Below are 24,519 nucleotides of genomic sequence, written 5' to 3' on the forward strand. Positions count from 1 at the left end.
GCAACTATCGGCCAGAGTCTCAACTCATGCATTTACGCCTGCAGCTAATTCAGAGTGCACAGTTTCTCCATGAGCGCCCCCAGGTAATGCATGTCTGCCCCCTGCTCAATCTCCGAGTTCTTCGAGGTTGTCGACGTAGCGCAAACCCTTTTCGGCCAGGCGCACGCGCATGTTGTAGATGTCCAGACCTAGCTCACCTTTGGCCAGGCGCAGGGTCTTCTGCTCTTCCAGATCGGCTCGTGTGCGGCTGGCAATGACCACCTGCAGGACTTCTTCGCGCCGGATGATGACCACGCCATCGTCATCGGCGACCACCACATCTCCCGGATGAACCAATTGCCCGCCGCACACCAGCGGCAGATTCACCGACCCCAAGGTCTCCTTGATCGTGCCCTGGGCACTAATCGCCCGCGACCAGACCGCAAAGCCCATCTCGCGCAAAGTGTGGGTGTCGCGCACGCCGGCATCGAGCACCAGCGCGCGCACGCCGTGGGCTTTGAGCGAGGTCGCCAGCAGGTCGCCGAAGTAGCCGTCGGTGCATGGCGAACTCGGCGCTACCACGAGAATATCGCCGGGACGGCATTGCTCTACCGCTACGTGGAACATCCAGTTATCACCCGGAGCGACCAGCACCGTGACTGCCGAACCACTGACAACGATGCCTTGCTGGATCGGCCGGATCGACGTGCCCAGCAGACCTTTGCGCCCCTGCGCTTCATGGATGGTCGCGACACCAAAGCGCTGCAATTCATCGATCAGCGCCGGATCCGCCCGAGGAATATTGCGCACGACAATCCCGGTTTTTCCAATGTGCTCGCTCATGCCAGGTTCTCCGTGACCCGTGGGAAGATGCTCTGGTAGCCCTCGCCGTACACGATGTTACGGGTCGAGGTGATGCCGACGTTGCGCTTGGCTTGCACGCCGCGTTGCAGGGCCACGCGGGTGTAGTACTCCCACAGATGTTCCTGGCCGGCCATGCATTGGATCGCCGCGTACTTCTTGTCCCAGACCTCTGTGATGTCCAAGAGCACGTCCGGGCGCCATTCGCATTGCTCGGGCTGGTGGGGCTCGAAGCTATATACCGGCGGCGCACCGACGATTTTCTCGCCCGGTTTGTAGCCTTCAGCTTGGGCGATGATGCGCGCCTCCTGCGTCAGGTTCATGGCCAGCGGGTGGTCATAGTTGTACGGGTCTTTCGAGGAATGGCTGAGGACAAATTCCGGCTGGACCCGACGGAACACATCAGCCAGACGAAACAGGGTTTCCTTGTCGGCGCGCATCGGGTAATCGCCGATATCGAAGAACTCGACGCTCGCGCCCAGGATGTCCGCGGCGGTCTGGGCCTCCTGACGGCGGGCGGCTTTCACCTTGTCTTCGTTCATCTCGCCCTTGCGCCACAACTTGGCGGACTCACCGCGTTCACCAAAGGACAGGCAGACGATGTGCACGTTGTAGCCCTGCTGCGCATGCAAAGCGATGGCGCCGCCGGCCCGCCAGACGAAATCGGCTGAGTGGGCGCTGACGACCAGCGCGTTTTTGGGTGAATTGATCATTGCGGGTGCTCCTCTCTATTCAACGGATGTGGACTTCTCTGACGATCAGCACTCAATCGCCACCGCCCGGCGAACTCAGCCCGAACATGCCGCCGAAACTCAGTTGCACGTTGAGTCCATACGCCAACATGTTCTTGGGCACGGTTGCGGTTTTCGGCAGGCCGGAGTTGTCCGGATTGACGATGTACTGGATGTTCGGCATGACGATTACGCCCGGAATCAGATGCCAGCCGTAGTTGAGCTCGAAAGAATATTCGTGGGGATCGTTGCTGCCATGCCCGCCGGCCTTGGCCCGTGCATCGCGCAGAAACGCCCTTTCCTTGTCGGTGAGATTGAACAGCGACGCCGACAAGCCAATGGTGTCCCGTGGTCGCGACGCCGTTGGCCCGGTCAGCACAAAGCCGCCGAGGAACTGCTGACGCATGATCTCCTCGTCTTCGAGTTGCTGGACGACACCGCCGAACACCGTCAGATTGCGCGTGGAATTCGCATCAGGTCGCCAGACCACACGGTCCCCCAGCAGATAGACGCCTTTGCGCTCGTCGTTAACCGTGCGTGCGGTCCCGCCGAAGCGTCCGAGTGAACGACCCGCGGTGTTGTAATACGGGTCCGGCCGCGGCGCAGTGCTGACATAGGCGCCGGCCTTGACCTCGAACTTGCCGGGCTCGACCCAGCCCCACTCCAGCGGTACGGTCACGCCGTTGGCCTCGGCAATGGAAAAGTCCATGCCGTTACTGGCGGAGGTGCTGGGGTTGACCTCATACACACCGGTTTCGACATAGGTATGCGGCGTCGTGCGGTAACGCGTGTTGATGCCCCAGGTCGCTGAGGGCAGCAAGCTATAGCCCGCTTCCGAGTTGATTAGCCGCGGGACGCCGCAGGTGTTACCCGCCTGAAACTGGCAGTTGGTGCTCAATTTGGCGTAGTAACTGGTGGTGCCCAGTCGACCCACAATCACATCCAGTCGGTCGTCCAGCAGCTTCTGTTCAAAGGCGAACAAGCCCAGATGCCAGTCGGGAAACTCGTTTTTGTAGATGTGTTGCTGCTTGGGAAACGTGCCGGTGACATCGTGGTTGAGGCCGAAGCCGTAATCTTTGTAGACGGTGAAGTGGAAGCTGCTACCGGACGTGCCGACCAGCTTGTCCAGGTTGAAGTCGGCGCCGATGTTGAACTGGCCCACGTTGGTGTGGCCTTGCTCGACGGCACCGCGGGTGTTCCTCGCGTATTGGTTGATCAGGTTGGCGCGCAGGAATATGCCCTGATCTGCCAGCTCTTGCAGTGCGGCACCCAGGCCCGTGGCACGGGTTTGCGGTTTTCCCACGGCGGTGGTGGCTGGGGCTTCCAGCGTGTCAGACGGTGCTCCCGGAAGACGGTTGGACGCTGGGGTAGTGGCGGCCAGGCTAGTGCCATGGATCAATGAAGTAAGTACGCCGAATGCCAGAATTTTTGTTGTTGTTATATTCATGAGTCGAGTTTCCTCACCGCAATCGCAGGTGCGCGTCACCCTTGCGCATCAGGCAATCCGGTAAATGGTGTTGTTAGAGGTGGGGAATATCAGGCGTCGCGGTAGCCCGCATCCAGCTCGCTTTGCAGGCGCTTGCGGTCGATCGCGTTTTCCCATTTGCCCACCACCAGGGTGGCTACGCAGTTGCCGGCAATGTTGGTGAAGACGAATGCCGAAGCGAGGATGCGGTGGACACCGAGAATCAGCGCGATGCTGCTGACAGGAATCGACTTGGTAGCAGCCAGCGTCATTGCCAGCACCGCAATGGCAGAACCGGCCACACCGGCGCCACCTTTTGAGGTCACCAGCAGCACAAAGAGCAGTGACAGCTGTTGTTCCCAGCCCAACGCCGTACCCGTGGCCTGGGCCAGGAAGACCGCAACCGCGGCGAAGTACAGGCAGGTGCCATCGTGGTTGAAGCTGTAGCCGGTCGGCAGCACCAGCCCCACGACTGACTCTTCCACCCCGAGGCGCTTGAGCTTGGAGATCAGCTGCGGGAACACACTTTCGGAGGAGTTGGTGCCGATCACCAGGATCAGTTCTTCACGGATGTAGCGCATCAGCTTGAGCAGGTTGAACCCGGCGTACCAGGCGATCGGTGCCAGCACGATCAGAAAGAAAATCGCGCAGGTCAGGTAAAACTCGCCCACCAGCGCAGCCAGCGGTACCAGTGATTTGAGACCGAATTTGGCCACCGTGAATGCGATGGCACCAAACGCGGCAATCGGCGCCAGTTTCATTGCCAGACGAATGACCCAGAACAGCGCCTGAGAGACTGTTTCAACGACGTTCAGTACAGGCTGCGCCTTGTCGCCCAAGGACGCCAGGCCACAGGCGAACAACACCGAGAACACCAGGATCTGCAGGATCTCACCTTCAGCGAATGCCCCCGTGGCCGTTTTCGGCACCAGGTTCAGCATGAACTCGCCCAGGCTCATGCGAGCGGCCGGGTGCACCGCTTCACCGGCGTTCTGCAACAGCGCAGGGTCGATGTTCATCCCGACGCCAGGCTGCAGAATATTGATCGTCACCAGCCCGATCACCAGCGCGATGGTCGTCACCACCTCGAAATAGACGATGGCCTTGATCGCAATACGACCGACCTTGCCCAAATCACGCACGCTGGCAATACCGTGGGTGACCGTGCAGAAGATGATCAGGCCGACCACCATCTGGATCAACCGGATGAACACGTCACCGAGGGGTTTGAGCGCCTGGCCGACGTCGGGGGCCAAGGCGCCGACGGCGACGCCGAGGACCATGCCCGTCAGGACCTGAAAAGTCAGGTCTTCATAAAACCGACGCGAACGCCGGGGTGAAGTGGCAATGGCTGGCGAGATGATACGAGTCATATCGGACTCCAAAATGAAAGTTTAGGCGGCTGGACACCGCTCAATCGGCGTCGCTGCCCAGCAGCTTGCGCGCTGGGGCGAACACTTCTTCTAGGCTCAAACGCCGGGGCAACAGCCCCTGCTTCATACACGCCTCGATGGTGAAATCGAGGGGGCCCGCCAGACGGTCGAAACCGAACAGCGTTGGGTGTGGCGTATCAGCACCTGGCGCAGCGGTGATACTGCGACGGTCGGCCTCGCGTAAGAGGGCAAACGCGCGCCTGATCGCTTCTGGCTGTCGTGCACAAGCATTTTCACTGGCCACGATCAAGTGGTTGATCGGCATGAAGCGATGCTTGCGCCACCAGGCCAGGTCGCGGTCGGTGGCATTGCCGATAACCGGGACAAACTCATCGCCGGTCGGCAAGTCATTGCCCAGAATCGCCGCGTCCACGTCGCCGTCGCGCAACATCTGCACCGCCCCTTTCGTGCTGGCAGCCTGCTCGACGAACGAAGGATTACGATACTCCTGAACATGCGCCGGATCATGGGTGACCCAATGCACCTTGGAGATGTCCAGGTCGAAATCTTCGGCAAGGTGCGCCCGAACCCACATGCCCGTGGTCTGCGTATAGGCACGGACCCCGATGCGCCGGCCAGCCAGATCAGTTTCGGCGGGCACGCTACGCGGACCGTAACCGATCAGGCAGCCACGCTGGAAGCGCGAGGCGACCACGGCCGGCAACAACACCACGGGACGGCCGTAGGCAATGGCCTGCAGCGCGGTCACCACTGCCAGTTCGCAGAGATCGTAAGCCTGATCGCGCACCATGGGGGCGAACGCCTTGTGCACCACCGGGATGTCCTGGAAATCCAGATTCACCGCGGAATCGACCAGGGCTTTGGAGCGCAACGCCACAGTGTGCGGGTAATGGCCGAGCACCGTGCGCAAGGTTGGAACGGGCTTCATCAACGCGGCTCCGATGGGGAGAACGGATACAGGCGCCGGGCCGTGCCACTGGCGATTGCCTGCTGTTCCTGCACTGACAGCTCCGACAGCACCGCGCGGGCGGTGTCGGCCAGTTCGGCCAGAGTGCCGGCCGCCGCGGGGAAATTCGAGCCCCAGGCGATATGGTCGGCCCCAAACGCCGCAATGATCGTGCGCAGGAAATCGATCGGTGTCGACTGGCCTTCGGTTGCTGCCGCTAGGGTTCGGTTGGTCAGTTTCAGATGCACACCCGGGAATGCCGACAGTGCGAGCAACGCCTGTGCGGCGTCGTAGGGCGCACCTTCGGACAGCACCGGCCGCGCACAGTGGTCGAGCAATACGATCGCCTTGGGGAAGCGCTCAAGCAGACCACGCAGGGCCGGAATCCCTTCCATGGTCATTTGCAGACACACCGGGATAGCATGCGCTTCAGCAAAGGCCCAGGCGGGATAGGAATCGGCGTGGCCCAGCCAATCGCCCTGGCCCGGCATGGTGCTGCCGGTGGTGAACAAGCGGAAACCCGACAGTCCTTGTTCCTGCCAGTAAGCAATTTTTTCCACCGCATCGGCGGCGAGCGCATCGAGCGAGTAGACACCTACCAGGCGATCCCGGTGCGCCCGCACAGTGTCGGCAACATAACGGTTGTCGTGCCCGTAAACCGTCGAGGCCTGAACCACGACTGCCTGGGCAATGTCCGCAGCGTCCATGGCGCGCAGCAGGCTGTCTGCATCGACCGGACGAGCCTGCGACCATTCGGACTGATGGCCGCCAATGGGATCAGTGGGGTAACGCGCGCTATCGGGAGAAATCACATGAGTATGGGTATCAAGCAGCTTCACAGACGCCTCGGCTCCATAGGTGGTCGGGTATTTGAATTAGCTATTGATTCAGTTATCCAGCAATCATTAACCAATCCGTTGTGGGCTAACTATCCATGGATGTATACGAGAGGGGAAATTCGAATTACGCTCAGGCCATTGGTTTTTGCTAAAGATTAATAAATGAATACGGTCTACTCGTTAAACCTGCGCCACTTGGGCGCGCTGCTTGAAGTCGCGCACTCAGGCAATATCAGCATGGCGGCGCGGACGGTCAATCTGTCGCAACCCGCCTTGGCCCAGGCCATCACCAAGATCGAACGGATACTCGATGCGAGTCTGTTCGAGCGTCGCTCAGGCGGCGTGGCGTTGACGGACGCCGGCAACCTGTTCGTGGCGCGTACCCAACGGGCGCTGGCCTACCTGGCCCATGGGGTGCGCCTGATCCGCCGCGTGCCGGGGAAACCAGCGCTTGCCCATCTCGAACAACGCTTGACCATGAGTCAGCTGCGCGCATTGGTGTCCGTCGTCGGGGCCGCCAGCTATACCGGCGCGGCTGCACAACTTGGCCTGTCCCAACCGTCGCTACACCGGGCGATGCGGGAGTTGCAGGAGATCGTGGAGATCCCCTTGCTGGAGCGCACGGGACGGGCCATCCAGCCCACCGCCACGGCCGGTCGTCTCGTGCATTTCGTACGTCTGATGCTGGCGGAATTACGTGCAGGGATCGACGAGATCGCCACCCGCAACCAAGGCCAGGGCGGCACACTGCGCATTGGCGTTTTGCCCGTCGCCCGCGCCTACTTTCTGCCCAAAATCCTTGCAGAGTTCTGTATCCGATGGCCGGCAGCATCGGTGGACATCGTCGAGGGTCCCTATGCCGAATTGCTCACGCACTTGCGTCAGGGTGATATAGACCTGCTGATTGGTTCACAGCGCGAACAGGTCCCGGCGCATGACGTGACCCAGGAACCGTTGTTCGACGACGAACTGGTGATCGTCGGGCGTGCCGGCCATCCGCTGCACGGCAAGCGTCAACTCGCCACGGCTGACCTACTGAATCATCAGTGGGTAATGCCGGCTCCTGGTACGCCGATGCGAGTGAACTGGGAACGGATGTTCGAGGAACGCGGGCAGCCCCCGCCAACCCTGCGGGTGCAGTGCGGGTCCATCACCATCAAGCGTGGCCTGATGCTAGAAGGTGATTGGTTAACGCTGATGTCACGCGATCAATTTCGCCTGGAAAGCCAGGCTGGGCAACTGGTAGAAATTAGCTCGACCGGTACGGGCATCTGGCGAACCATCGCCCTGACGCGTCGGACCGACTGGCGACCTACAGCACTTCAGACATCGTTCATTGAACTGTTGAAAAGAGTGGCAGCACAGATGCGTATCACATCAGGAGATGCCCGGAGACTTTTTTGAAATCGGTATCTGGCGTCGCTCACGCTACTCACGGGTGCCTGCATGGCCGACTAGAACAGTCCACCTGGCCCGTGCGAGTGGCTCACATCTCTCGTATACCCGATTGGGCCTATGGGCATCACCATCCGAGACCTTGAAATTGAGACCCATGGTGAGCTTGATCTGCGCGGTTTCTTGGGTCTGGACGAAAGCGTTAACCCTGGCTTCGACGAAATCAGCTACGTCGTGCACATTCACACCGATGCCCCATCCGAGAAAGTGGAAGAGCTGCACCGCGTCACCAAAACGTCCGTGAATCTCGCCAACTTCTCCAAGGCGATCCGCATGGTGCCGAAGCTCGAAGTCGTTACCGGCTAGAGAAGCCTACTTTCCAATGAAGTAAAGGCACGCTGACAAGGTGATTAGGGAGCCGAGGGTCGATATCAAAATCGTACTGGACACTAGCGAACCGTCGCGGCGATAAAACTCGGCAAGCATGAATGGCCCCGTACCGGTAGGCAGAGCACTCAGGAGCAGAGCAGCTTGTGCCCACATCAATGGCAAGCGGAATACGTAAAACGCTAGCACCCACGTTATCAGTGGATGGGCAATCAGTTTGATGAGTACCAGCCCCATGCCTCGCTCCTTTCTGCCCTTATGTCGATGAGCGAGGAACAGTCCAAGTGAAACCAGTGCGCACGGCCCCGTTGCGGCAGACAGCATTTTGAGCAACTGATGCATCGCGGTAGGCAATGGCTGTGCAGTCGTCGTCCAAAGCGCACCCAGTATCGGTGCAACCACGATGGGATTTTTGGCCAAGGCCAAACCTACCTTGCCTACCGCTTTGAAGAGGTTCTTCTCATTCTGAAGGCTCACTTCGATGCAGACCACCGAGATAGAAAACAGGAAGCAGACCACGATCAGGCAAGCGATCAGGGCCGGTTCCATGCCGGCTTCTCCGAACACTAGTAGGCACAACGGAATACCCATGTACCCAGCGTTGGCATAGGACGCACTCAGTCCCAGTACGCTGGCATCGGTTAGATTGCCAGAGCGTCGCAAGCGCCACACCAGTGTCAGGCAGAATAAACCGATCGTAGATAGCCCATAAGTGGCAATGAATCCCGGTTGCCAGATCTGCTCCCACACGACTGTGGCCATGGCTTCAAAGAGCAAGGCCGGCAGGCATAACCAGACCACCATGCGGTTGATTTCCGTGGCCGCATTGGGCCCTAAAAGTCCCAGCCGCCGACAGGCGAAGCCACTGAGAATAAGTGCGAAGACAGGAAGGATGATATTCAGAACAGAGGCCATCGGCCGGATAACTCACATGGGTGGTGACTGGAACTCAACGGGAGAGTCGCGCAAAAGCGTCCAGCCCTTCATGTGAAGGGTTTGAATCACTGAGCCGCGAAGCGCCGTGGGGGTACCCGTATCGGCGCCGAGTCGTCATGTCGAACGGTGTTAGATCAGGAGGCTCAACGTCAGCTCATTGAGAATGAGCATCACCCTGTCCCAGGTACTCATCCAGACGGGAGGCCAGGTATTCGCGCGCCTTGGTGGTGTGCAGGTCCGACAACTCTCCGGCTTTCACCGCATCACCTTCAGCGATGGCCTTGGCGATGGCTTCATGTTCGTCCCAGATGGACTCACGCTGGGAGGCGGAGGACTGCAGCACCGTGCCCATCGCACGACGCAGGTGCACCCAATAGACCTGCGCACTCTCGGCGATCAGTGGGTTTCCGGAAGCGGCGTAAATGTCGTGGTGGAAAGCGACGTCAGCATCGACCATCGCCTTAAGGTCCTTGCCCCGGGATACACGACGACCCGTTTCAATGATTTTCGGGTCCATCTGATGGCGATTTTCCGCGGCCATTTTCGCAGCCAAGTTGTCCAGCGCACCCCGGATCAGATAGAGGTTTCGGATCGAGGCCACGGTCAGCGGCGTAACCAGAACGCCTTTGCCTGGAGCGTCCTGAACCAGACCGTCTTTTTTCAGCAGACGAATGGCCTGCAAGACAGGAGAACGTGAAACGTTCATTTGCTCGGCAATCTCTTCCTGCGTGAAACGAACACCCGGTGCCATCGTTCCATCACTGATTGCGTCGAGTAGCGCCTTGTAGACCTCGTCTACATAGTCGGGTCGCGCCTGGATTCTCTGCAGCTTCGTTGTCATAGCGGTCAGTTGAGCCTTCGGTGGCTTGATAGCGACGCTCATTGTCCATGTTCTCCAAAATGATTCCAACGGGGCGTATTGACATTCTTGTGAGCCAGGCCAAGAATGAATTATCTGTATACAGAACACAGTACGCAGAAGTCAGAATATCGAAGACGGACGAGGATTACCAATGAAAGTGTTCTACGACAAAGATACCGACCTGGCTTTGCTGGAAAGCCGACGGGTAGCTGTCATCGGTTACGGATCGCAAGGGCATGCGCAAGCGTTGAACTTGCGTGATAGTGGCATCGACGTAGTTATCGGGCTGCGGGCTGGCGGCAGTACCTGGAACAAGGCGGAAAAAGCCGGGTTGCCAGTCATGGAAGTCAGAGAGGCCGTACGCGGTGCGGACCTGGTGGTGATGTTGATCCCGGACGAATCGATTGCCGAGGTCTATACCCGGGAAGTGCAACCTTTCATCCGGGAGGGTGCGGCGCTGGTCTTCGCCCATGGCTTCAACATTCATTACGGGCAAGTAGCGCCGCGCAGCGATCTGGATGTGTTCATGGTTGCGCCCAAGGCACCCGGTCACACCGTGCGCTCAACGTACGCTGCCGGAGGTGGTGTTCCTGCTCTGATCGCGGTTTCGCAGAACGTCTCCGGCCTCGCGAAAGATCTCGCACTTGCCTTCGCCTCGGCGATCGGGTCCGGCAAGGCCGGCATTATCCAAACCGATTTCCGCGAGGAAACCGAGACTGATCTTTTCGGCGAGCAGGTGGTTCTTTGTGGCGGTGCCGTAGAACTGATCAAGGGTGGTTTCGAGGTTCTGGTGGAGGCCGGTTATTCACCTGAGCTCGCCTATTTCGAATGCCTGCACGAGCTGAAGCTGATCGTTGATCTGCTCTATGAAGGTGGCATTTCCAATATGAACTACAGCATTTCCAACAACGCGGAATTCGGGGAATACATCTCCGGGCCGAAGATCGTAACCCCCGAGACCAAGCAGGCTATGCGCAAGGTCCTTGCCTTCATCCAGGACGGCTCGTATGCCAAGCAATTCATTCTTGAAAGCAAGGCTGGAAACTCGCTGCTGACCGCACGCAGAAATCAGCTCAAACGCCATCCCATCGAAATTGTTGGCGAGCAACTGCGAGCGATGATGCCTTGGATCAAAGCGTCCGCCTTGGTTAATCAAGCTCATAACTGATTGATTAAGAGGTAAATACCCAACCGTCAAAAGCAGCTCGTTTAGCGTCATTGCGCTCAAAATATCTGTATACAGAGTTCCGTAGCCTGAGCTCAAACAAAAACAAAACGGAGACAAGGTCATGACCGAGAAATTCGAACAGCACGAAGCCAACCAATCCACCGGCACCGGTGCACCCATTGCCAAGAAGCTCATCGCCTATGGTGGGTACCACACCAATAATGTGCCGGAGCATGATCCCGAATTGACAGAGACCGGGCCTGGTACGCCGATGGGTGAATACCTGCGTCGTTTCTGGCATCCGGTTTGTATGGCGATTGAACTGACCGACACGCCACGTTTCTTGAAGATTCTTGGCGAAGAGCTGGTCGCATTCCGAGATGGCAGTGGCCAGATCGGGGTCCTGCATGCCCACTGCTGTCACCGGGGGGCATCCTTGGAATATGGGGCCATCCAGGAGCGCGGCATCAAGTGCTGTTACCACGGCATGGTGTTTGATGTGGATGGTGCCTGCTTGCACGTTCCCTTCCCCGCCGGTGAGGAAAAAGAGGCGGAAAAATACGCCTGCTCGATCCGCCAGGGCGCGTATAAGGCGTTCGAGCGTCATGGCCTGGTGTTCGCCTACATGGGCCCTCCGGACGAAGAGCCGCCATTCCCTGAATGGGAAGAAAACTTCACCGTCGCCGAAGGGGATGAGCTGGTTCCGTATAGCAACTTCCAGCATTGCAATTGGATGCAGGTTCAAGACAACGCCGCAGACAATTTCCACCCTACCGCCTTGCACTCAGCCAAAAACGTGGTGAACAAGAACTTCCAGGGGACAACCTTCGATGAGGTCGGCGCAGCCTCCATGGAAGTAGCACCTGACATGCAATTCATTCCTGTACACCAAGGCCGCAGCCTTGCCTGTGCCGGCGCACGTCGAGTGAACGACGACAAGATGTTCCTGCGCATCCAGCATCAGGTACTGCCTAACCTGAGCTTGCATGCGTACACCTCTGAAGATGGATCGGCGAAGAAACTCTTCAGCCGATTCCACATCGTCCGCTGGACTGTTCCGGTCGACGACGAGAACAGCAAGATGATGGGCTGGCGCGTAATGGGCCCCGGCATCGATACGCGAGGCATCGGTGACAAGAGCATGGTGGGTTACGAGACCATCGACTTTCTTGAAGGCCAAGTGGCAATGCGCAGACCTGAGCGTTTCGGCAAATACAAACTGGAAGACCTTCCTCCGATTCCGACGAATCACCGCGAACGTGAGATTTACAAGGACGCTCAATACGCACCAGGCGACTACGAGGCGATCATCTCTCAGCGACCTATTGCCGTGCACAAACTGGAAAACCCTACCAAGTTCGATGCCGGCGTTTACGCGTTCCGCAAAATGCTCCGTGACGCTGTTCGCGGAACTAATCCGGCTGCGGGCGCGCACGGATTCGCTGAATGGTTGCGTTCGATGAACGGGGCGCCTAACAGCTATTGCACCGGTAACGTTTTTGAAATGCCAATCGCCGATACCGTGGAACAGGAGGTTGCCAACCGCCGTCGCCTTGCTAAGGAAACGGTAGCGATTCTGACCGAAGCCGACCAGTTGAAAGGTGTCGACCGGGCCACCTTCGTCAAAGAGCGGCTTGAGCAACTCGAGCAAAGCTTCAAAAAATAACAAGAAAGCCCACATCAGCTTCTGGGATAGGTCTTATCCCGGAAGCTGTAAGCGCAATGCCGAGGTGAGGTATGAACGCAATCGTCGATAACACTGCCGCAACGCATCTGGAGCTGGTGGTCAAACAAATCAGGATGGAAGCCAATGGTGTGAACTCTTATGAGTTTGTCACCACGGACGGTTCCAGCTTGCCTCCTTTCACAGCCGGTGCGCACATTGATGTTCACGTCGGCTCAGGCGTCATTCGCCAGTATTCGCTGTGCAATGCTCCTTCGGAGCGCCATCGCTACGTGATTGCGGTATTGAAGGATCCGAATGGTCGCGGTGGATCTACGGCCGTCCATGAAACCATCAAGGTGGGTGACAGAGTTCGAGTCAGCGTGCCCAGGAACAATTTCGAGCTGCATTCAGGCTCAACCAAAGTGATGCTGCTGGCAGGCGGCATTGGGGTGACTCCGATGAAGTCGATGGCCCATCAATTGGAGGCGCAAAACATCGCCTACGAGATGTACTACTGCGCCAAGGGGCCGGAGTTCGCTGCCTTTCAAGCGGAGCTTGAGGAAATGGCGAAATCGGGTCGGATCAGTTTTCATTTCGATGGTGGTGACCCTGGCAATAAGCTGGACATCCCTTCTATCCTGAAAAACCCCGAGGCTGCGTGCGACCTTTATTACTGTGGTCCAGGCGGCTTCATGCAGGCCTGCAAAGATGCCTCGGAACATTGGCCGAGCGGAACCGTGCATTGCGAACACTTCAAGGCGCCAGTCAAGCAGGACACTGCACAACCTGCCGTAGTCGGTGGGTTCATTGCCGAAATCGCCAGCACGGGAGAGAAGCTCGCAGTGGGGCCTGATCAAAGCCTGGCAGAGGTTCTGAACAATGCCGGCCATTCAGTGGAAACTTCATGTCAGTCCGGGTTGTGTGGCACCTGCAAAGTGCGTTATTTGGCCGGAGATGTCGACCACCAGGATTTCATTCTGGATGAAAGCGAAAGACCCGAGTTCCTGACGGTTTGTGTGTCCCGTGCGACATGTGGCACGTTGTTGCTCGATCTCTAAAAAAGTATTCCCCTCCTCGTATCCTCAGGCTTGGTGCAATGATAGGCACCAAGCCTGTTTGTCACTCCATCAGAATGCGCTTTGTCTTACTTACGCCCAGATAAGTGAGGACGTAGGACGCGTGTCTGTGCGAATCATCTCTTCCATTGCCAACATCCCTTCGGCAAGAAACTGCCTGGTCGCTTCTTCAGTCAGACGCGCGTTACTGATCTTGGCATTCGCATCAGTGATGACAATTTGTGGGTAAGGCACCAGCGTCGCCTTCATTGACCACAGAATTTCGTTGAGCTGCTGCTGAGCTCGCGCCCCTCCAATCAGTGCGGATGAACCCGTGATAGTGATGACCGGCTTGTTTATAAGGGGTGATGAACGATGGGGACTGGATAGCCAATCAAGTGCATTTTTCATCACGCCAGACAGGCTGTGGCAATACTCAGGCGTGGCCAGCACGACCCCATCAACATTGACGACTGCCAGGTGAAAATCCAGCACCGCGCGTGGCAAATTGTCCACGTCATGATCTTCGTTATAGAAAGGCAGGTTTTGCAGAGAGTGGGTACTTAAATGAACGCCTGCTGGCATCAGCTCCATAGCCAGAGTTCGTAGGATGATCGCGTTAGTGGAGTCACGGCGCAGACTGCCGCAGAGCCCGAGCAAGTTTATTGTTCTCATGATGTCCCTGTGGGTGATTGCGGTTTTAATGTCCCGATACCCCTCCAGAAACGAGCATGCTCGCGATAAACGAGCAGACAACGTGGGCATGTAGATAGCCCGCGTAATCGTTAACGTCCATCGCGAGCATGCTCGCTTCCTTCAGAGAGTCCGGAACACGGTTTTTTTGTTGGGAGTGCCGAGTACATCGAGGCTGCGAACTTGTTGATTTCAAAATCAGATCCAAAGATCGCAGCCTGCGACAGCTCGTACGGGAGGCAGAATTTACTTGTAGCTCAGTAACCGTTTTGGAACCAAGAACACCAGTAGGCATCCGCACAACAGAACACCCGACAGCAGGACGATGCCCATGGTCGTACTGTGTGTCGCCGAGTTCACGCTGCCCATCACGATCGGGCTGATGAAACCGGAGGCGCTCCCGATTGAGTTGGCCAAGGCGATCCCCGTGGCCGCCGCTGCACCAGTCAGGATGGCAGGAGGCAATGTCCAGTACTGCGAGATCGTGGTCATGACGCCCATGGTCGCCAGGCACAGCGCCGGGAGGCTGATCATCAGATTCGACTGGAAGTACGCGCTGAGCAGGAAACCCACCGCCGCCAAAACCCCTGGAACGGCCAGGTGCCAACGCCGCTCCTTGAATCGGTCAGAGCTTTTGCCCACCACGATCATGGTCACGGTTGCCAAGGCGTAAGGGATCGATGTCAGCAAGCCCAGCTGCATGGAGTCTTGAACGCCGGACGCCTGAATCAGCGTGGGCAGCCAGAAGCTGACACCATATAGGCCCATGGTGAAAAACAGATAGATGAAGCTCAGTAGCCATATCTTTGGATTCGCCAAGCCATCCATCAGACGATGCAGGTGTTTTCCGCTCGACTCCTTGTCGATGTTGTGGCGCAGCACCTTCTTGTCTTCTTCGTCCAGCCACTTGGCGTCTTCAATGCGATCGGTCAGGTAGAAGTAGGCAAAGACGCCTACCAAGACAGTCGGCACACCTTCAATGATGAACAGCCACTGCCAGCCGGTAAGATTCTGCGCACCGCTCAACGAATGCATGATCCAGCCGGAAAGCGGGGCGCCGATCACACCGGACATGGGGATGGCAGCCATGAATAGCGCGGTAACTTTTGCCCCTCTGGAAGAAGGAAACCACTGGGAGATGTAGAGAAGGATTGCAGGGAAGAAGCCGGCCTCGGCCACCCCCAGCAGAAAGCGCATTACATAGAACTGCATCGGTGTGTGAACGAACATCATACCGGCAGAAATAATGCCCCAGGTCACCATGATTCTGGCGATCCAGCGCCGGGCTCCCACGCGGTACATGATGATATTGCTCGGAATCTCAAAAGCGAAATAGCCGATGAAAAACATCCCGGCACCGAGGCCATAGACGGCGTCACTCCAGGCAAGATCCTGGACCATCTGCAGCTTGGCAAAACTGACGTTGATACGGTTGAGGTAAGAGCAGACATAACACAGGAATAGAAACGGGATCAGCCGGATCATCACCTTCCTGTAGATCAAGTCTTCGGTGTTTATGGACGGTTCAGCTAATGGCTGGGCACGGTCGGCAATAGTGTTCATGAGGACGCCTCCAAGCATTGTTAAATTTATAAGGCTCGCGTCTCACCCCTTGCTGGTCTCGTGAACACGGCAAGGGGTGCAAATCGTCAATACGTTGAGTTATCGACGTTTCAATCCAGCATGTCTGGCTGGGTTTCCAGCAATTGCCCCCAGATAGGTTGGAAGTGCAGCCAGCCAATGTAGTCGCTACCGACGTTCTCACGGCTGAAGCGCGCACGCTCATCGGTGACCAGTTTCGGCTTGATGCCGGTCGCCGCCACCATCAGTTGTTGCTGGCAGCAACGCTCCAGGGCGATGAACCAGAACGCGGCACTTTCGATGCTGTGGGTGCTGGCAGTGAGCAGGCCATGGTTTTGATGAAGGATGGCTTTATGTTTGCCGAACAGGGAGGCGATGGATTTGCCGGAGTCGGTCTTGACCGCCACGGCACCCGCTTCGGCCGTAATCACCAACTGATCCTCAAAGAAGGCTGCCGCGTCCTGGGTGATCGGCTCCAGCGGCAAACCGGTGCTGGCCCAGGCTCCGCCATAGACGGTGTGGGCGTGACACATTGCAACGATGTGAGGATGGGCTTCGTGGACATTCGCGTGGAGCACGAATCCTGCGCGGTTGATGGCGTAGTCGCCCTCGACGATCTTGCCGTTGTGGTCGGCGAGGATCAGGTTGGAGACCTTGACCTGCGAAAAGTGCACGCACATCGGGTTGGTCCAGTACAGCTCAGGAAACTCGGGATCACGAACCGTGAGGTGACCGGCAAAACCATAGTCATAACCTTGCAAGGCAAAGGCGCGGCAAGCGGCCACGAGGCGCTCTTTGAGGTGCTTGCGATGCTCAGCATGGTTGTTGAACTCAGGCACTTCGGGATAGATCAGGCCTTCCTGTTCAGGCTGATAAATCGAGATCCGGTTTTTTGCCTTGGTCAAAGTACTGTCGGGTTGTTTGACGCTGATGTTCATGTGGGCAGCCCCCATTGTTGTTGTCGGAAGCTGTACCTTTACAAAGCTTGAAATGGGGAACAAACGATGCTATTTCATTGAACTGTGAAATAATTTCACAGGATAAAAATAATGAGTAATCGCCCCAGCCTGGTTGCCTTGAGAGCCTTTGAAGCAGCCGCCCGACACGGCAATTTCAGCGTTGCTGCCGCCGAACTGCACCAGACACCGTCTGCCGTCAGTCATCAAATCAAAAGTCTCGAAAGTTACTTCGGCTTCCCGCTGTTCATCCGTCACAGCAGGCATCTGGAACTGAATAATCAGGGCCGGCGTTTGTTCAGCGTCATCAAACCGGCCTTCGACTCGATCGATCAAATTTGTACCGAGCTGCGGCCCTTTGCAGAGACGGAGAAACTGGCCGTCCACTGCTCCCCCAGTTTCGCCAGCAAATGGCTGGGGCCGCGTCTGACGGACTTCTTCGCCCAATATCCTAAGTTCACACTCAACCTGTCCTCCAGCGCTACACCGATCGATCTGCACAAACATCCCGAACTGGACATGGTCATCGCCTATGGTGCGGCGCTCAAAAGCTCGGACATCTGCGTGGAAAGCCTGGGGCTCGAAGAGTGTTGCCCGATGGGAGCGCCGGCACTGATGGGCGGCAGGAGAGAGATCGGTTTCAACGAACTCTCCTCCATTCCACTGATCGAGTCGCAACTCAATCCGCTCTCCTGGCATGACTTCTTCCGACAGCACGGCAAGCCCATTCCAGAAATCATGCACCGACCTTCATTTGACCGTGGCGCACTGGCGTTAGCAGCAGCGGTGGATGGCCTGGGACTGGCACTGGAAAGCGTACGGTTTGCCGAACAGGAATTGGCTAAGGGCACGCTGGTTAGGTATGCCATCGAGGATTGCCAACCGGTCATGCGCGAGGTGCATTTTCTCTGCTATCGGCACACGCAGAGAAACTCGCCCAAGATCATAGCTTTCCGCGAGTGGCTGATGGATACCTGCAACAAACTAGACTGAGAGTCTTGAAGCGAAACTGCTTTAGCACCTGACAGAGGCGGACTTCAGTTACCCCTCTTACTGGCGAACAATTTTTGAGGTGCTGACGATGGCCCGCTTACAGGTTGTAAAGATTGACTTGAGTGAGGTGACGAGTTCTGACGAGCTCCATTCCATCTTGAAAGATGCACTCGGATTCCCTGGCTGGTACGGCTGTAATTGGGATGCTTTCTGGGACGCAATTACGGGACTTGTTGAAATGCCCATACACGTGAAAATCTCAGGATGGAATACTTTATCCAGACGTTTACCGGGGGATGCGAAGCTGATGCAAAAAATCCTTGAAGACATGAAGTTCGAGTATCCAGCACTCGCACCAGATGTGGAGTTCGACTAAACGATTTTTAGGCCGACATTTGGCCGGAGCCACGTAAACCGCCAGCCTCCCTCATGAAAATTTTCAGTAGATCCCGCAGCGAGATTCTTGGTTCACTGCCGTTGGCTGGCTGCACCATCTGTTTTTACGCACCCTGGACCGTTATCTGACGGATGTACCCGTTTGCTTTTCACTCGGGTGTCATCAGCACCGCAAGCGTCATCTTGATGAATTCCTCGTTACGATCAATCGCAACCAGGGCGCCGCGGACGTTGTCGGCAACCTCAGCCGAACCACGCTGCTCGACCCAGTTCGTGAGCTCCATGATGGCGGCTTCCAAGGCGAGCTGGTTTTCATTGATTTTGTATAGCAGAGAAGGGAGCAGGTCTGAATTCATCGTTGTGATTCCTCCTTGAAGCGAAAAGCGTAGCAGCATTAAAACTTCACTTTTAAGGTGGCTTCATGGTGCCGGGCGCCAATGCATCAAAAATTTATTCAACAGCGACAGTGCACGGAATTGGAGCCGAAAACGGTTGCTTAAAATTTGCTAGGGGGGATGCATGAGGAGGTGGGATTTTGTTTTAGTCGAACGGCAGCAGTCGACCCAAAGCGGATATTGCATTTAGCGGAGATTGACCGACCATGATGCCATGATGGAGAAAGGCGTTGCCTGATGGCAGCGCTGTGCAGCCAACTCTATCGCCAGAAGCTTCATGAATGTTGCAGTCGCTGCCATCGCATCTAACCGGAAGAAATTCATGATCAGGGTTTTACCGCAGAACGAACTCAATGAGCTGTCGGAAACGGCGGAAACAGACGGTTTAACGCTGAGCGATCTTTTACCAATTTGCGAAAGGTTCAGCGTTGCACCGAAAGACGTCCTGAACGAGCTATCCATTGCGGTTGCGGAAGGCTATCTAGATGGATCGCTAACTTACGAATTCTGTGACGGCGTCATGAACGGGATTATCAATGCCGTAGTTGAAGTGAGCATCACTGATGACATGCCTCAGCCTGCTTTTTCGCTTTACCAAGCATTCGACCAAGGTGAGTGGTTCCGCAGTGGCGACCCACCGGTGACTGACATCGGTGGGAAATACACGAAGCCTGTCGTCGTCGAAATAATGCGTACCCTTAAAGACTAGCTCACAGGTTCGCTGACCAATTTGCCCTGCTTGGACGTCCGCTATTGGCCGATTTCTGCCTGTCACGACCCGCGGCAAATTTAGGTATGAAAAATTTGATTGGGGCACTCTAGGGCCGCAAGGAAGTCGTGTTCACCCTCAGCTCCCCACCATGGGATAGATACAACGCCGCCTATGTTTCTTAGCTGCCGCAGTAGCTCTAACAATGAGTAGATCTGATCTTGTCCCCACTGAGCCCCCATCCGATAGTCCAATGTGAGGCTATTAGTGGTTACGTAAATACCAAGATCAGGTATTTGAACCCGGGTGATGTACAGCCCACCGAGAATGATGTGGAATGCCTCTGCTGCTCCTGAGCTTACAAGCAAAGCATCCTGGGGGCCGGAGAATGGCTTTCCACTTTGGGATGCTTTGATCCAAAGATAGCCGCCGTCAACAGTGACATTTTTCGCGCCATGATCGAACAGATATTGAAATGCCTGCGGTACAAGCGACGAGTCTGAATACGTCACCTCGACCTCAGGGAGCGATCCATCGTTAGTTGTAAAGTATTCGGAAAAATCCACGTGGAGTGCCTACCGTTTGCGCGAAGGGATGGCTCTGAGGGGAGCTTTCGACCCAAAGCTGCCGGTTGCAGGGTGTGTAACAGGCCTACATAACTCAACTCACATTCAAGCTAGCCATCCTCAAAGTAACTTGCGCTTCTACAGCGAGTCGATCTGCGCTTGAAGTCGGATAGCCGACATTTCAAACGCTGTCTTTTCTAAGCTGATTGTTCCCAGAGGGTGTGGCGGCACAAGCCAAAATAGATAGGTGATCCACTTCCCGTAGGTTTCCCTAATTGCTGCGCGCAACTGGGGGTGCCTGCGGATCTCCTGATCCACGCTAGCGTTTCCTGACTCCATTTTGTCCTCAATGCAAAATTTGGGAGCTGCAATGATTTTGGATTGGGAACGCGCGACTTCGTAACTGTTTGCTCCGTGCTTCTGCAATGCAGTATCAGCATTTGCTAGCGCTGTGGCCCCTACGATTTCGCATTCATATGCCCAGTTTTTTAGTGACGATACAAACGTCGTCGTATCTGAAGCGTAGGCCGGAGCAGACAAAGCGAGCAGCACGAGAGCGCTGAAGATTTTCAAGTGGATCCCTCCCCAGATAGAGCGCGAACTTTACCATTTGTGACGCATAGCGTAATCAGGTCCGGCAATAGAAGAAAGCCTAGCTACTCACTTGCCATCGCTCCGTCCACCGGCTTCTTTTGGCCGGTTGGTGTCCTTGGCGAAAGGCAAAAAACGGCTGATAGTTACAAACCGGCACGAAGCTCTATCGGCCACCGAAGGGCCTAGCTTGGCTGGAACTGGGCAAGTTGAAAGTTTCAATCGAAGAAGCAAAATTCAGTTTGCCCAAACTGTTTCTCCGGATGGCGGCTCTTCGGTGCGTTTCTGATCCGCCCCTGATGCGATGGCTCATCGGTTGGAATCTGAAGCTCTTTGAGTACACCAGCTTGCGCCAACTCCTCGACCTCACTCTCAACAAGGTTAATCAATGACCTGATTGATTGTCCTGTCTCTGTCGCCAAGGTGAGGGCGACCAATCCAAGTGGGCTCAAGCCAAGCGGAGAGCTCAAAGTCGACATCATCTCCAAAGTAGGGCTGCTTTGACCCCGTTCCAGTTTTGAAACGTAAGTTCGACTGCTGACCTCTGCCAAGTTCTTCTGGGACAGTCCTCGAGTCTTTCGCATCGCCTTGAGTACGACTGCTACTGCATTTTTGACTGACATAAAGGCTTCCTAAATCCCGATGTCTGACATGATCATCCTCAAGGATGAGGATGACCATAAGCGTTCAGGCCAAAAAGGCTATCACACGGTAGGTGCGGATATGAGTGCCCGTCCTAGTGGTTGGTAATCCAAGTACTCGCCAAGACTTGTTTAACACGACCGGTTCCTGTTCGCGGGTATTTGCCTGCCGTGAAGGGTGGCACCCGACCCTTAGGAACCATTCGAATGCGCCCGCTTCGGGTCGTTCTTTGCCGGTCATATTTAAGACGCGGCAATCGGTGGTCAGATCGAACGCAAATGACTCGACAAGTCAAATTCAAACGAGTGCGCAAGTGGAGTGCAATTTTGTACACTGAGTACGAACCTTATAAGGACGGTCTGGACTCGACTGGGCAACAACCTGCAGCGGCCGAGTAAGCTGAGGCGTGAACTGCTCCGCCTCTGCGCCAGGTGTCTGGATTCCTCACTTCGCACCGCTCATACTGCCGTCCCAAAAAATGCGTGGGCGCGATCAATGAAAACAGTTCTAGGGATGGCACTGATAGTAGTGCTGGTCGCGGCGATCTTTACGGCGCTCGGTCTCGCCGAAAAAAACTACATGCTGGGCTTTGGCCTGTTTCTAGCCGTGCTATCAGGCTTGGTTACCATCGCCTTGGCCGCCACCGCGAAGATCCAAGCATTGCGCGCGATCTTTGTGCCCACGCCCGCGGTCGTTGAGAATAAGTCGTTCTCCTTCAACAACACCACGGCAATACAGAATTACCGTAGCGAGGAGCACCGTGAATTGGCTTCGCTGCGCCAGGACCTAAGAGCGCTCCAGGATAAGCATGATAGTGCCGTATTTGAGCTTATGGCGCTGAAAACGCATATGCGCCTATGCTTCGATAACATTCGCTACCATGAGGAAATCACACTTCCCTATGCGCTGGCAGGTCAGGTCGGCACAATGATCGTTGCGACAATGCTGACGCTCGTCGGCACCGCGTTGTGTGCGTTCCCCGATTGCGCCTACATGCTAGCGAAAGCCATCAATGCACTGCTCTTTACGGGCTGGCAGCACGTCGGTTATTGGCTTGCAGGCTGAACGCCTCCCTACAACGTGTTGGCTCATCCTGGGATATTGGTCTGTGGCACAGCACGGTAGCAACTCGGGGACGCGCATCCTGTGAAACGCTAGATCAACTACTTGTCGTTTACTGCATTTCACGAAGGACAGTAATCGACCCTGAACTGCCCTTCACCTAGAGCAGCCCACGGCCAGAAGCAGCCATGGACGCGCCGCTAACAATTTCGTAACTTCAGTGTGACCGTGTAGTGTTTTCCTGCCCGTTAGCTTAATTGTTAGGACTACAAGATGATCTGGGAGAGTTGGTACTGGAAGCAACCGCTGCTGGAGGTGGCGGAGCGTCTTGAGAGTTTCAAGGCGTCCAATGATCTATCCGAAGACCAAATTGCTCAAGTGGAGCGAGACATCTTCATTGGATTCTATTCAGTAAGGAAGCTTTTCGAGGCCTCCGCCAAAATTACAGATAGGACACGCGGTCTTTCTCTCTTCCTTAAAAAACATTCAAACCTAAAACCCGTAACGTGGCGAAATAACCACAAACTCGACGAGCTTTATGACCTATCCAGGAGTTGTAAGGAGACTCGGGATGTGCTGTTCGTTTGTGGGCGAATTATCCACAGCTTCGTTTTTGCGCCCTGCGAGTCAGAAACCGGCGGCCTTTACGGGGCGTTCTTTAGTTCTGATCGGGATAAGGACAGCCACCTGTACTTCATCAATATTGATCAAGTGATTTCATTATTTACCCAAGTTGGCAGTGATGATCCTTGCCACATTGAACTTTCTCGCGATCCAAGTACGGGCACAGAGACAATGGTAGTCAGGTGAGATCTCCCGTACTTTTTCAGAATTAATACACGATATAAGAGTTGGCGGATTTATTGCCTGAAAATAGATCCGCCCTTCTTTTTTAGACCCAATAAATAAAATTGAACTTATCGAATCGCAATATCTCTCCGGTACTGACGCCCGTCGAATTTGAAGACGTCATGCGAACTAATCTTACCGTTCAAATCGCAAATCGTTGAATAGCCGTTTTCGACTGTGTCCAACATCTGTAGGTCTTTGGGGCCGTTATCCCCCGCGCGTGTCACCTCAATGTCATAATAGCCGTTGGGCCGCTCAACAACTCGCAGCTCGCTGCTCCATCCACGGTCATCAGGTGCACATTGCCCGACGATCAACTCGAGTACTAACTTGAAGGTATCGCCCATTTTAATGTGCAAGGATTGGCGCATATTGAACCACCCTTGATTTCCACCGCCGTCTTTCATAAATACGCCGAAGGTCTCATAGGAGATTGGCAGTATCTGTATCTCCGGGGGATTGCCCCAGCTCCCACCCCAGAAGACCCCAATTCCCTCGGCGATTAAATTCCAGCCCTCATCAGACTTTTCGAATTCGAAAAAACTCATATGTGGGGAGCAGGCGTGGTATTCGGCATCGAGCTCCTTTGAACTGTAGGCCAAAACAATGCGCTCTCGATCTCGAAGGTGGAGGTAGTACTCATTTTCAAAGTAGTGGGCGACAGGCTGTTGAGGCTCAGGAATCAGCACTGACCAATCAGCATTTTCAAGGGCTCTTTCTGCCAGTTGTTGTGCTGCCGAGAGATTCCACCTGCCCTCAATGTCAGCTTTAGCTGTCGGTGAGGTAAGTGTACCTATCCGGTTTACGAGTTGTTCCAGGAGCGCAACTGATTCTGTACGCGCTGCATTGCTTAATTCCGTTTCGGTGAACGCCCGCTTGTTCACCATGTCGTTCGCACGAAGTTCGGCAAGGCGTTTCCACGCCTCTAGAATCTCCACTGGATACGGTGAGTCGTCTGCATCAACGAGCCTAGAATGCGTCTGGCACATCCAGATGCCATTATCAGGATGCCTGCGCTGCTCCGGAGATTGGTCGGGATCGTAACGAGGCCCCCCAGGAGCAGCCGCTTTGATGTGGCAAGCGACACCGACGCTGAACGCTCCATCTCGCTTGGATTTCGAGCCATGAGTGTGCACATGACAGTCAGGTTTTGAGCAAACGTTCCCTGCCATATCACGCAGCAGGCGAACTGTCTTAGGCGAAAAATCATCGCGACTTGAGCGCATAGTTTTTTTATCGGTCCTAGCTTTGGGACTTTTGTTTGTCGTCGCTTTGACGTTCAGATCCTCATTACTCATCTGCCGCAAATGCCTGTCAAATTGGAGATGATGCAAGGAAATAAGATTTTTTGCGATTCAGTTCTCGAATCCAAGCTTGAGGTGAGTTGATCCGGCTTTCCTAG

25 protein-coding genes and 1 pseudogene are annotated in these 24,519 nt (G+C 55.7%); 10 read left to right on the forward strand and 16 right to left on the reverse strand.

Annotated features, from left to right (window positions below; translation table 11 throughout):
- Positions 1-105: 105 nt before the first annotated feature.
- The 6 genes from ACW9HW_RS00215 to ACW9HW_RS00240 form a co-directional block, all read right to left on the reverse strand.
- On the reverse strand, positions 106-822 hold the full coding sequence (locus ACW9HW_RS00215) for a 4-carboxy-4-hydroxy-2-oxoadipate aldolase/oxaloacetate decarboxylase (RefSeq protein WP_457397296.1): 717 nt from the start codon (positions 820-822) through the stop codon (positions 106-108).
- Positions 819-1,553 carry a 4-oxalmesaconate hydratase gene (galB, locus tag ACW9HW_RS00220; RefSeq protein ID WP_457397298.1) on the reverse strand — a complete coding sequence of 245 codons (735 nt, stop codon included), beginning with the start codon at positions 1,551-1,553 and terminating at the stop codon, positions 819-821. Before galB ends, ACW9HW_RS00215 begins: the two co-directional genes overlap by 4 nt.
- Before the next feature lie 52 nt (positions 1,554-1,605).
- Positions 1,606-3,018, reverse strand: a complete 1,413-nt coding sequence (locus ACW9HW_RS00225) for a carbohydrate porin (protein ID WP_457397300.1) — start codon at positions 3,016-3,018, stop codon at positions 1,606-1,608.
- A gap of 89 nt (positions 3,019-3,107) precedes the next feature.
- A complete protein-coding gene (gene dctA / locus ACW9HW_RS00230) occupies positions 3,108-4,409 on the reverse strand; it encodes a C4-dicarboxylate transporter DctA (RefSeq protein ID WP_457397302.1) in 1,302 nt (433 codons plus the stop codon).
- A 40-nt stretch (positions 4,410-4,449) separates the two neighbouring features.
- Entirely contained in the window at positions 4,450-5,358 is a 909-nt protein-coding gene (locus ACW9HW_RS00235) for a hypothetical protein (RefSeq protein WP_457397304.1), read from the reverse strand.
- Positions 5,358-6,215 (reverse strand): amidohydrolase family protein, encoded by an 858-nt coding sequence (locus ACW9HW_RS00240; protein ID WP_457397305.1) that lies wholly within the window; start codon positions 6,213-6,215, stop codon positions 5,358-5,360. Before ACW9HW_RS00240 ends, ACW9HW_RS00235 begins: the two co-directional genes overlap by 1 nt.
- Positions 6,216-6,377: 162 nt before the next feature.
- Here ACW9HW_RS00240 and ACW9HW_RS00245 point away from each other — a divergent pair, with 162 nt between their 5' ends.
- Together ACW9HW_RS00245 and ACW9HW_RS00250 are read left to right on the forward strand one after the other, a co-directional pair.
- Positions 6,378-7,619 carry a LysR family transcriptional regulator gene (locus ACW9HW_RS00245; RefSeq protein WP_457397306.1) on the forward strand — a complete coding sequence of 414 codons (1,242 nt, stop codon included), beginning with the start codon at positions 6,378-6,380 and terminating at the stop codon, positions 7,617-7,619.
- A gap of 54 nt (positions 7,620-7,673) precedes the next feature.
- A pseudogene (locus tag ACW9HW_RS00250) lies at positions 7,674-7,976 on the forward strand (OsmC family protein); the annotation flags it as partial.
- Between the two features lie 6 nt (positions 7,977-7,982).
- Here ACW9HW_RS00250 and ACW9HW_RS00255 read toward each other — a convergent pair.
- Together ACW9HW_RS00255 and ACW9HW_RS00260 are read right to left on the reverse strand one after the other, a co-directional pair.
- On the reverse strand, positions 7,983-8,912 hold the full coding sequence (locus ACW9HW_RS00255) for an AEC family transporter (RefSeq protein WP_457397308.1): 930 nt from the start codon (positions 8,910-8,912) through the stop codon (positions 7,983-7,985).
- A 175-nt stretch (positions 8,913-9,087) separates the two neighbouring features.
- A complete protein-coding gene (locus tag ACW9HW_RS00260; protein ID WP_457397310.1) occupies positions 9,088-9,816 on the reverse strand; it encodes a GntR family transcriptional regulator in 729 nt (242 codons plus the stop codon).
- A 130-nt stretch (positions 9,817-9,946) separates the two neighbouring features.
- On the opposite strand from ACW9HW_RS00260, the gene ilvC reads away from it, so the two are divergent.
- The 3 genes from ilvC (at position 9,947) to ACW9HW_RS00275 (ending at position 13,687) form a co-directional block, all read left to right on the forward strand.
- Complete coding sequence (gene ilvC / locus ACW9HW_RS00265) at positions 9,947-10,963, forward strand: ketol-acid reductoisomerase (RefSeq protein WP_457397311.1); 1,017 nt, start codon at positions 9,947-9,949, stop codon at positions 10,961-10,963.
- A gap of 121 nt (positions 10,964-11,084) precedes the next feature.
- On the forward strand, positions 11,085-12,629 hold the full coding sequence (locus ACW9HW_RS00270) for a Rieske 2Fe-2S domain-containing protein (RefSeq protein WP_457397313.1): 1,545 nt from the start codon (positions 11,085-11,087) through the stop codon (positions 12,627-12,629).
- Positions 12,630-12,700: 71 nt separating this feature from the next.
- The gene (locus ACW9HW_RS00275; protein ID WP_457397315.1) at positions 12,701-13,687 is read left to right on the forward strand and encodes a PDR/VanB family oxidoreductase; all 987 of its coding nucleotides are present in this window, start codon (positions 12,701-12,703) and stop codon (positions 13,685-13,687) included.
- Positions 13,688-13,777: 90 nt separating this feature from the next.
- On the opposite strand, the gene ACW9HW_RS00280 is transcribed toward ACW9HW_RS00275, so the two are convergent.
- The 3 genes from ACW9HW_RS00280 to ACW9HW_RS00290 all read right to left on the reverse strand — a co-directional run bounded on the left by ACW9HW_RS00280 (position 13,778) and on the right by ACW9HW_RS00290 (position 16,896).
- The gene (locus tag ACW9HW_RS00280; RefSeq protein ID WP_457397317.1) at positions 13,778-14,359 is read right to left on the reverse strand and encodes an NADPH-dependent FMN reductase; all 582 of its coding nucleotides are present in this window, start codon (positions 14,357-14,359) and stop codon (positions 13,778-13,780) included.
- A gap of 264 nt (positions 14,360-14,623) precedes the next feature.
- Entirely contained in the window at positions 14,624-15,940 is a 1,317-nt protein-coding gene (locus ACW9HW_RS00285) for an MFS transporter (protein WP_457397319.1), read from the reverse strand.
- A 110-nt stretch (positions 15,941-16,050) separates the two neighbouring features.
- Positions 16,051-16,896, reverse strand: a complete 846-nt coding sequence (locus ACW9HW_RS00290) for a class II aldolase/adducin family protein (protein ID WP_457397321.1) — start codon at positions 16,894-16,896, stop codon at positions 16,051-16,053.
- A gap of 111 nt (positions 16,897-17,007) precedes the next feature.
- Here ACW9HW_RS00290 and ACW9HW_RS00295 point away from each other — a divergent pair, with 111 nt between their 5' ends.
- Together ACW9HW_RS00295 and ACW9HW_RS00300 are read left to right on the forward strand one after the other, a co-directional pair.
- Complete coding sequence (locus ACW9HW_RS00295) at positions 17,008-17,907, forward strand: LysR substrate-binding domain-containing protein (RefSeq protein WP_457397323.1); 900 nt, start codon at positions 17,008-17,010, stop codon at positions 17,905-17,907.
- Between the two features lie 88 nt (positions 17,908-17,995).
- Positions 17,996-18,283 (forward strand): barstar family protein, encoded by a 288-nt coding sequence (locus ACW9HW_RS00300; RefSeq protein WP_457397324.1) that lies wholly within the window; start codon positions 17,996-17,998, stop codon positions 18,281-18,283.
- Between the two features lie 169 nt (positions 18,284-18,452).
- Here ACW9HW_RS00300 and ACW9HW_RS00305 read toward each other — a convergent pair whose 3' ends face one another.
- Positions 18,453-18,659, reverse strand: a complete 207-nt coding sequence (locus ACW9HW_RS00305) for a hypothetical protein (protein WP_457397326.1) — start codon at positions 18,657-18,659, stop codon at positions 18,453-18,455.
- A 316-nt stretch (positions 18,660-18,975) separates the two neighbouring features.
- On the opposite strand from ACW9HW_RS00305, the gene ACW9HW_RS00310 reads away from it, so the two are divergent.
- Positions 18,976-19,407, forward strand: coding sequence for a hypothetical protein (locus tag ACW9HW_RS00310; RefSeq protein WP_457397327.1), 432 nt, complete (start codon positions 18,976-18,978; stop codon positions 19,405-19,407).
- An 80-nt stretch (positions 19,408-19,487) separates the two neighbouring features.
- Here ACW9HW_RS00310 and ACW9HW_RS00315 read toward each other — a convergent pair whose 3' ends face one another.
- From ACW9HW_RS00315 to ACW9HW_RS00325, 3 genes are all read right to left on the reverse strand, one after another.
- Positions 19,488-19,973: a hypothetical protein gene (locus ACW9HW_RS00315; RefSeq protein WP_457397329.1), complete on the reverse strand. Its 486-nt coding sequence runs from the start codon at positions 19,971-19,973 to the stop codon at positions 19,488-19,490.
- A 138-nt stretch (positions 19,974-20,111) separates the two neighbouring features.
- Positions 20,112-20,546 (reverse strand): hypothetical protein, encoded by a 435-nt coding sequence (locus tag ACW9HW_RS00320; RefSeq protein ID WP_457397331.1) that lies wholly within the window; start codon positions 20,544-20,546, stop codon positions 20,112-20,114.
- Between the two features lie 236 nt (positions 20,547-20,782).
- A complete protein-coding gene (locus ACW9HW_RS00325; RefSeq protein ID WP_457397333.1) occupies positions 20,783-21,187 on the reverse strand; it encodes a helix-turn-helix domain-containing protein in 405 nt (134 codons plus the stop codon).
- A 514-nt stretch (positions 21,188-21,701) separates the two neighbouring features.
- Here ACW9HW_RS00325 and ACW9HW_RS00330 point away from each other — a divergent pair.
- Both ACW9HW_RS00330 and ACW9HW_RS00335 read left to right on the forward strand, forming a co-directional pair.
- On the forward strand, positions 21,702-22,271 hold the full coding sequence (locus ACW9HW_RS00330) for a hypothetical protein (protein WP_457397334.1): 570 nt from the start codon (positions 21,702-21,704) through the stop codon (positions 22,269-22,271).
- A 270-nt stretch (positions 22,272-22,541) separates the two neighbouring features.
- Positions 22,542-23,078 (forward strand): hypothetical protein, encoded by a 537-nt coding sequence (locus ACW9HW_RS00335; protein WP_457397336.1) that lies wholly within the window; start codon positions 22,542-22,544, stop codon positions 23,076-23,078.
- A gap of 107 nt (positions 23,079-23,185) precedes the next feature.
- Here ACW9HW_RS00335 and ACW9HW_RS00340 read toward each other — a convergent pair whose 3' ends face one another.
- The gene (locus tag ACW9HW_RS00340) at positions 23,186-24,415 is read right to left on the reverse strand and encodes a hypothetical protein (RefSeq protein WP_457397338.1); all 1,230 of its coding nucleotides are present in this window, start codon (positions 24,413-24,415) and stop codon (positions 23,186-23,188) included.
- Positions 24,416-24,519 lie beyond the last annotated feature (104 nt).

This window comes from Pseudomonas sp. SDO5532_S415 (assembly GCF_054071155.1).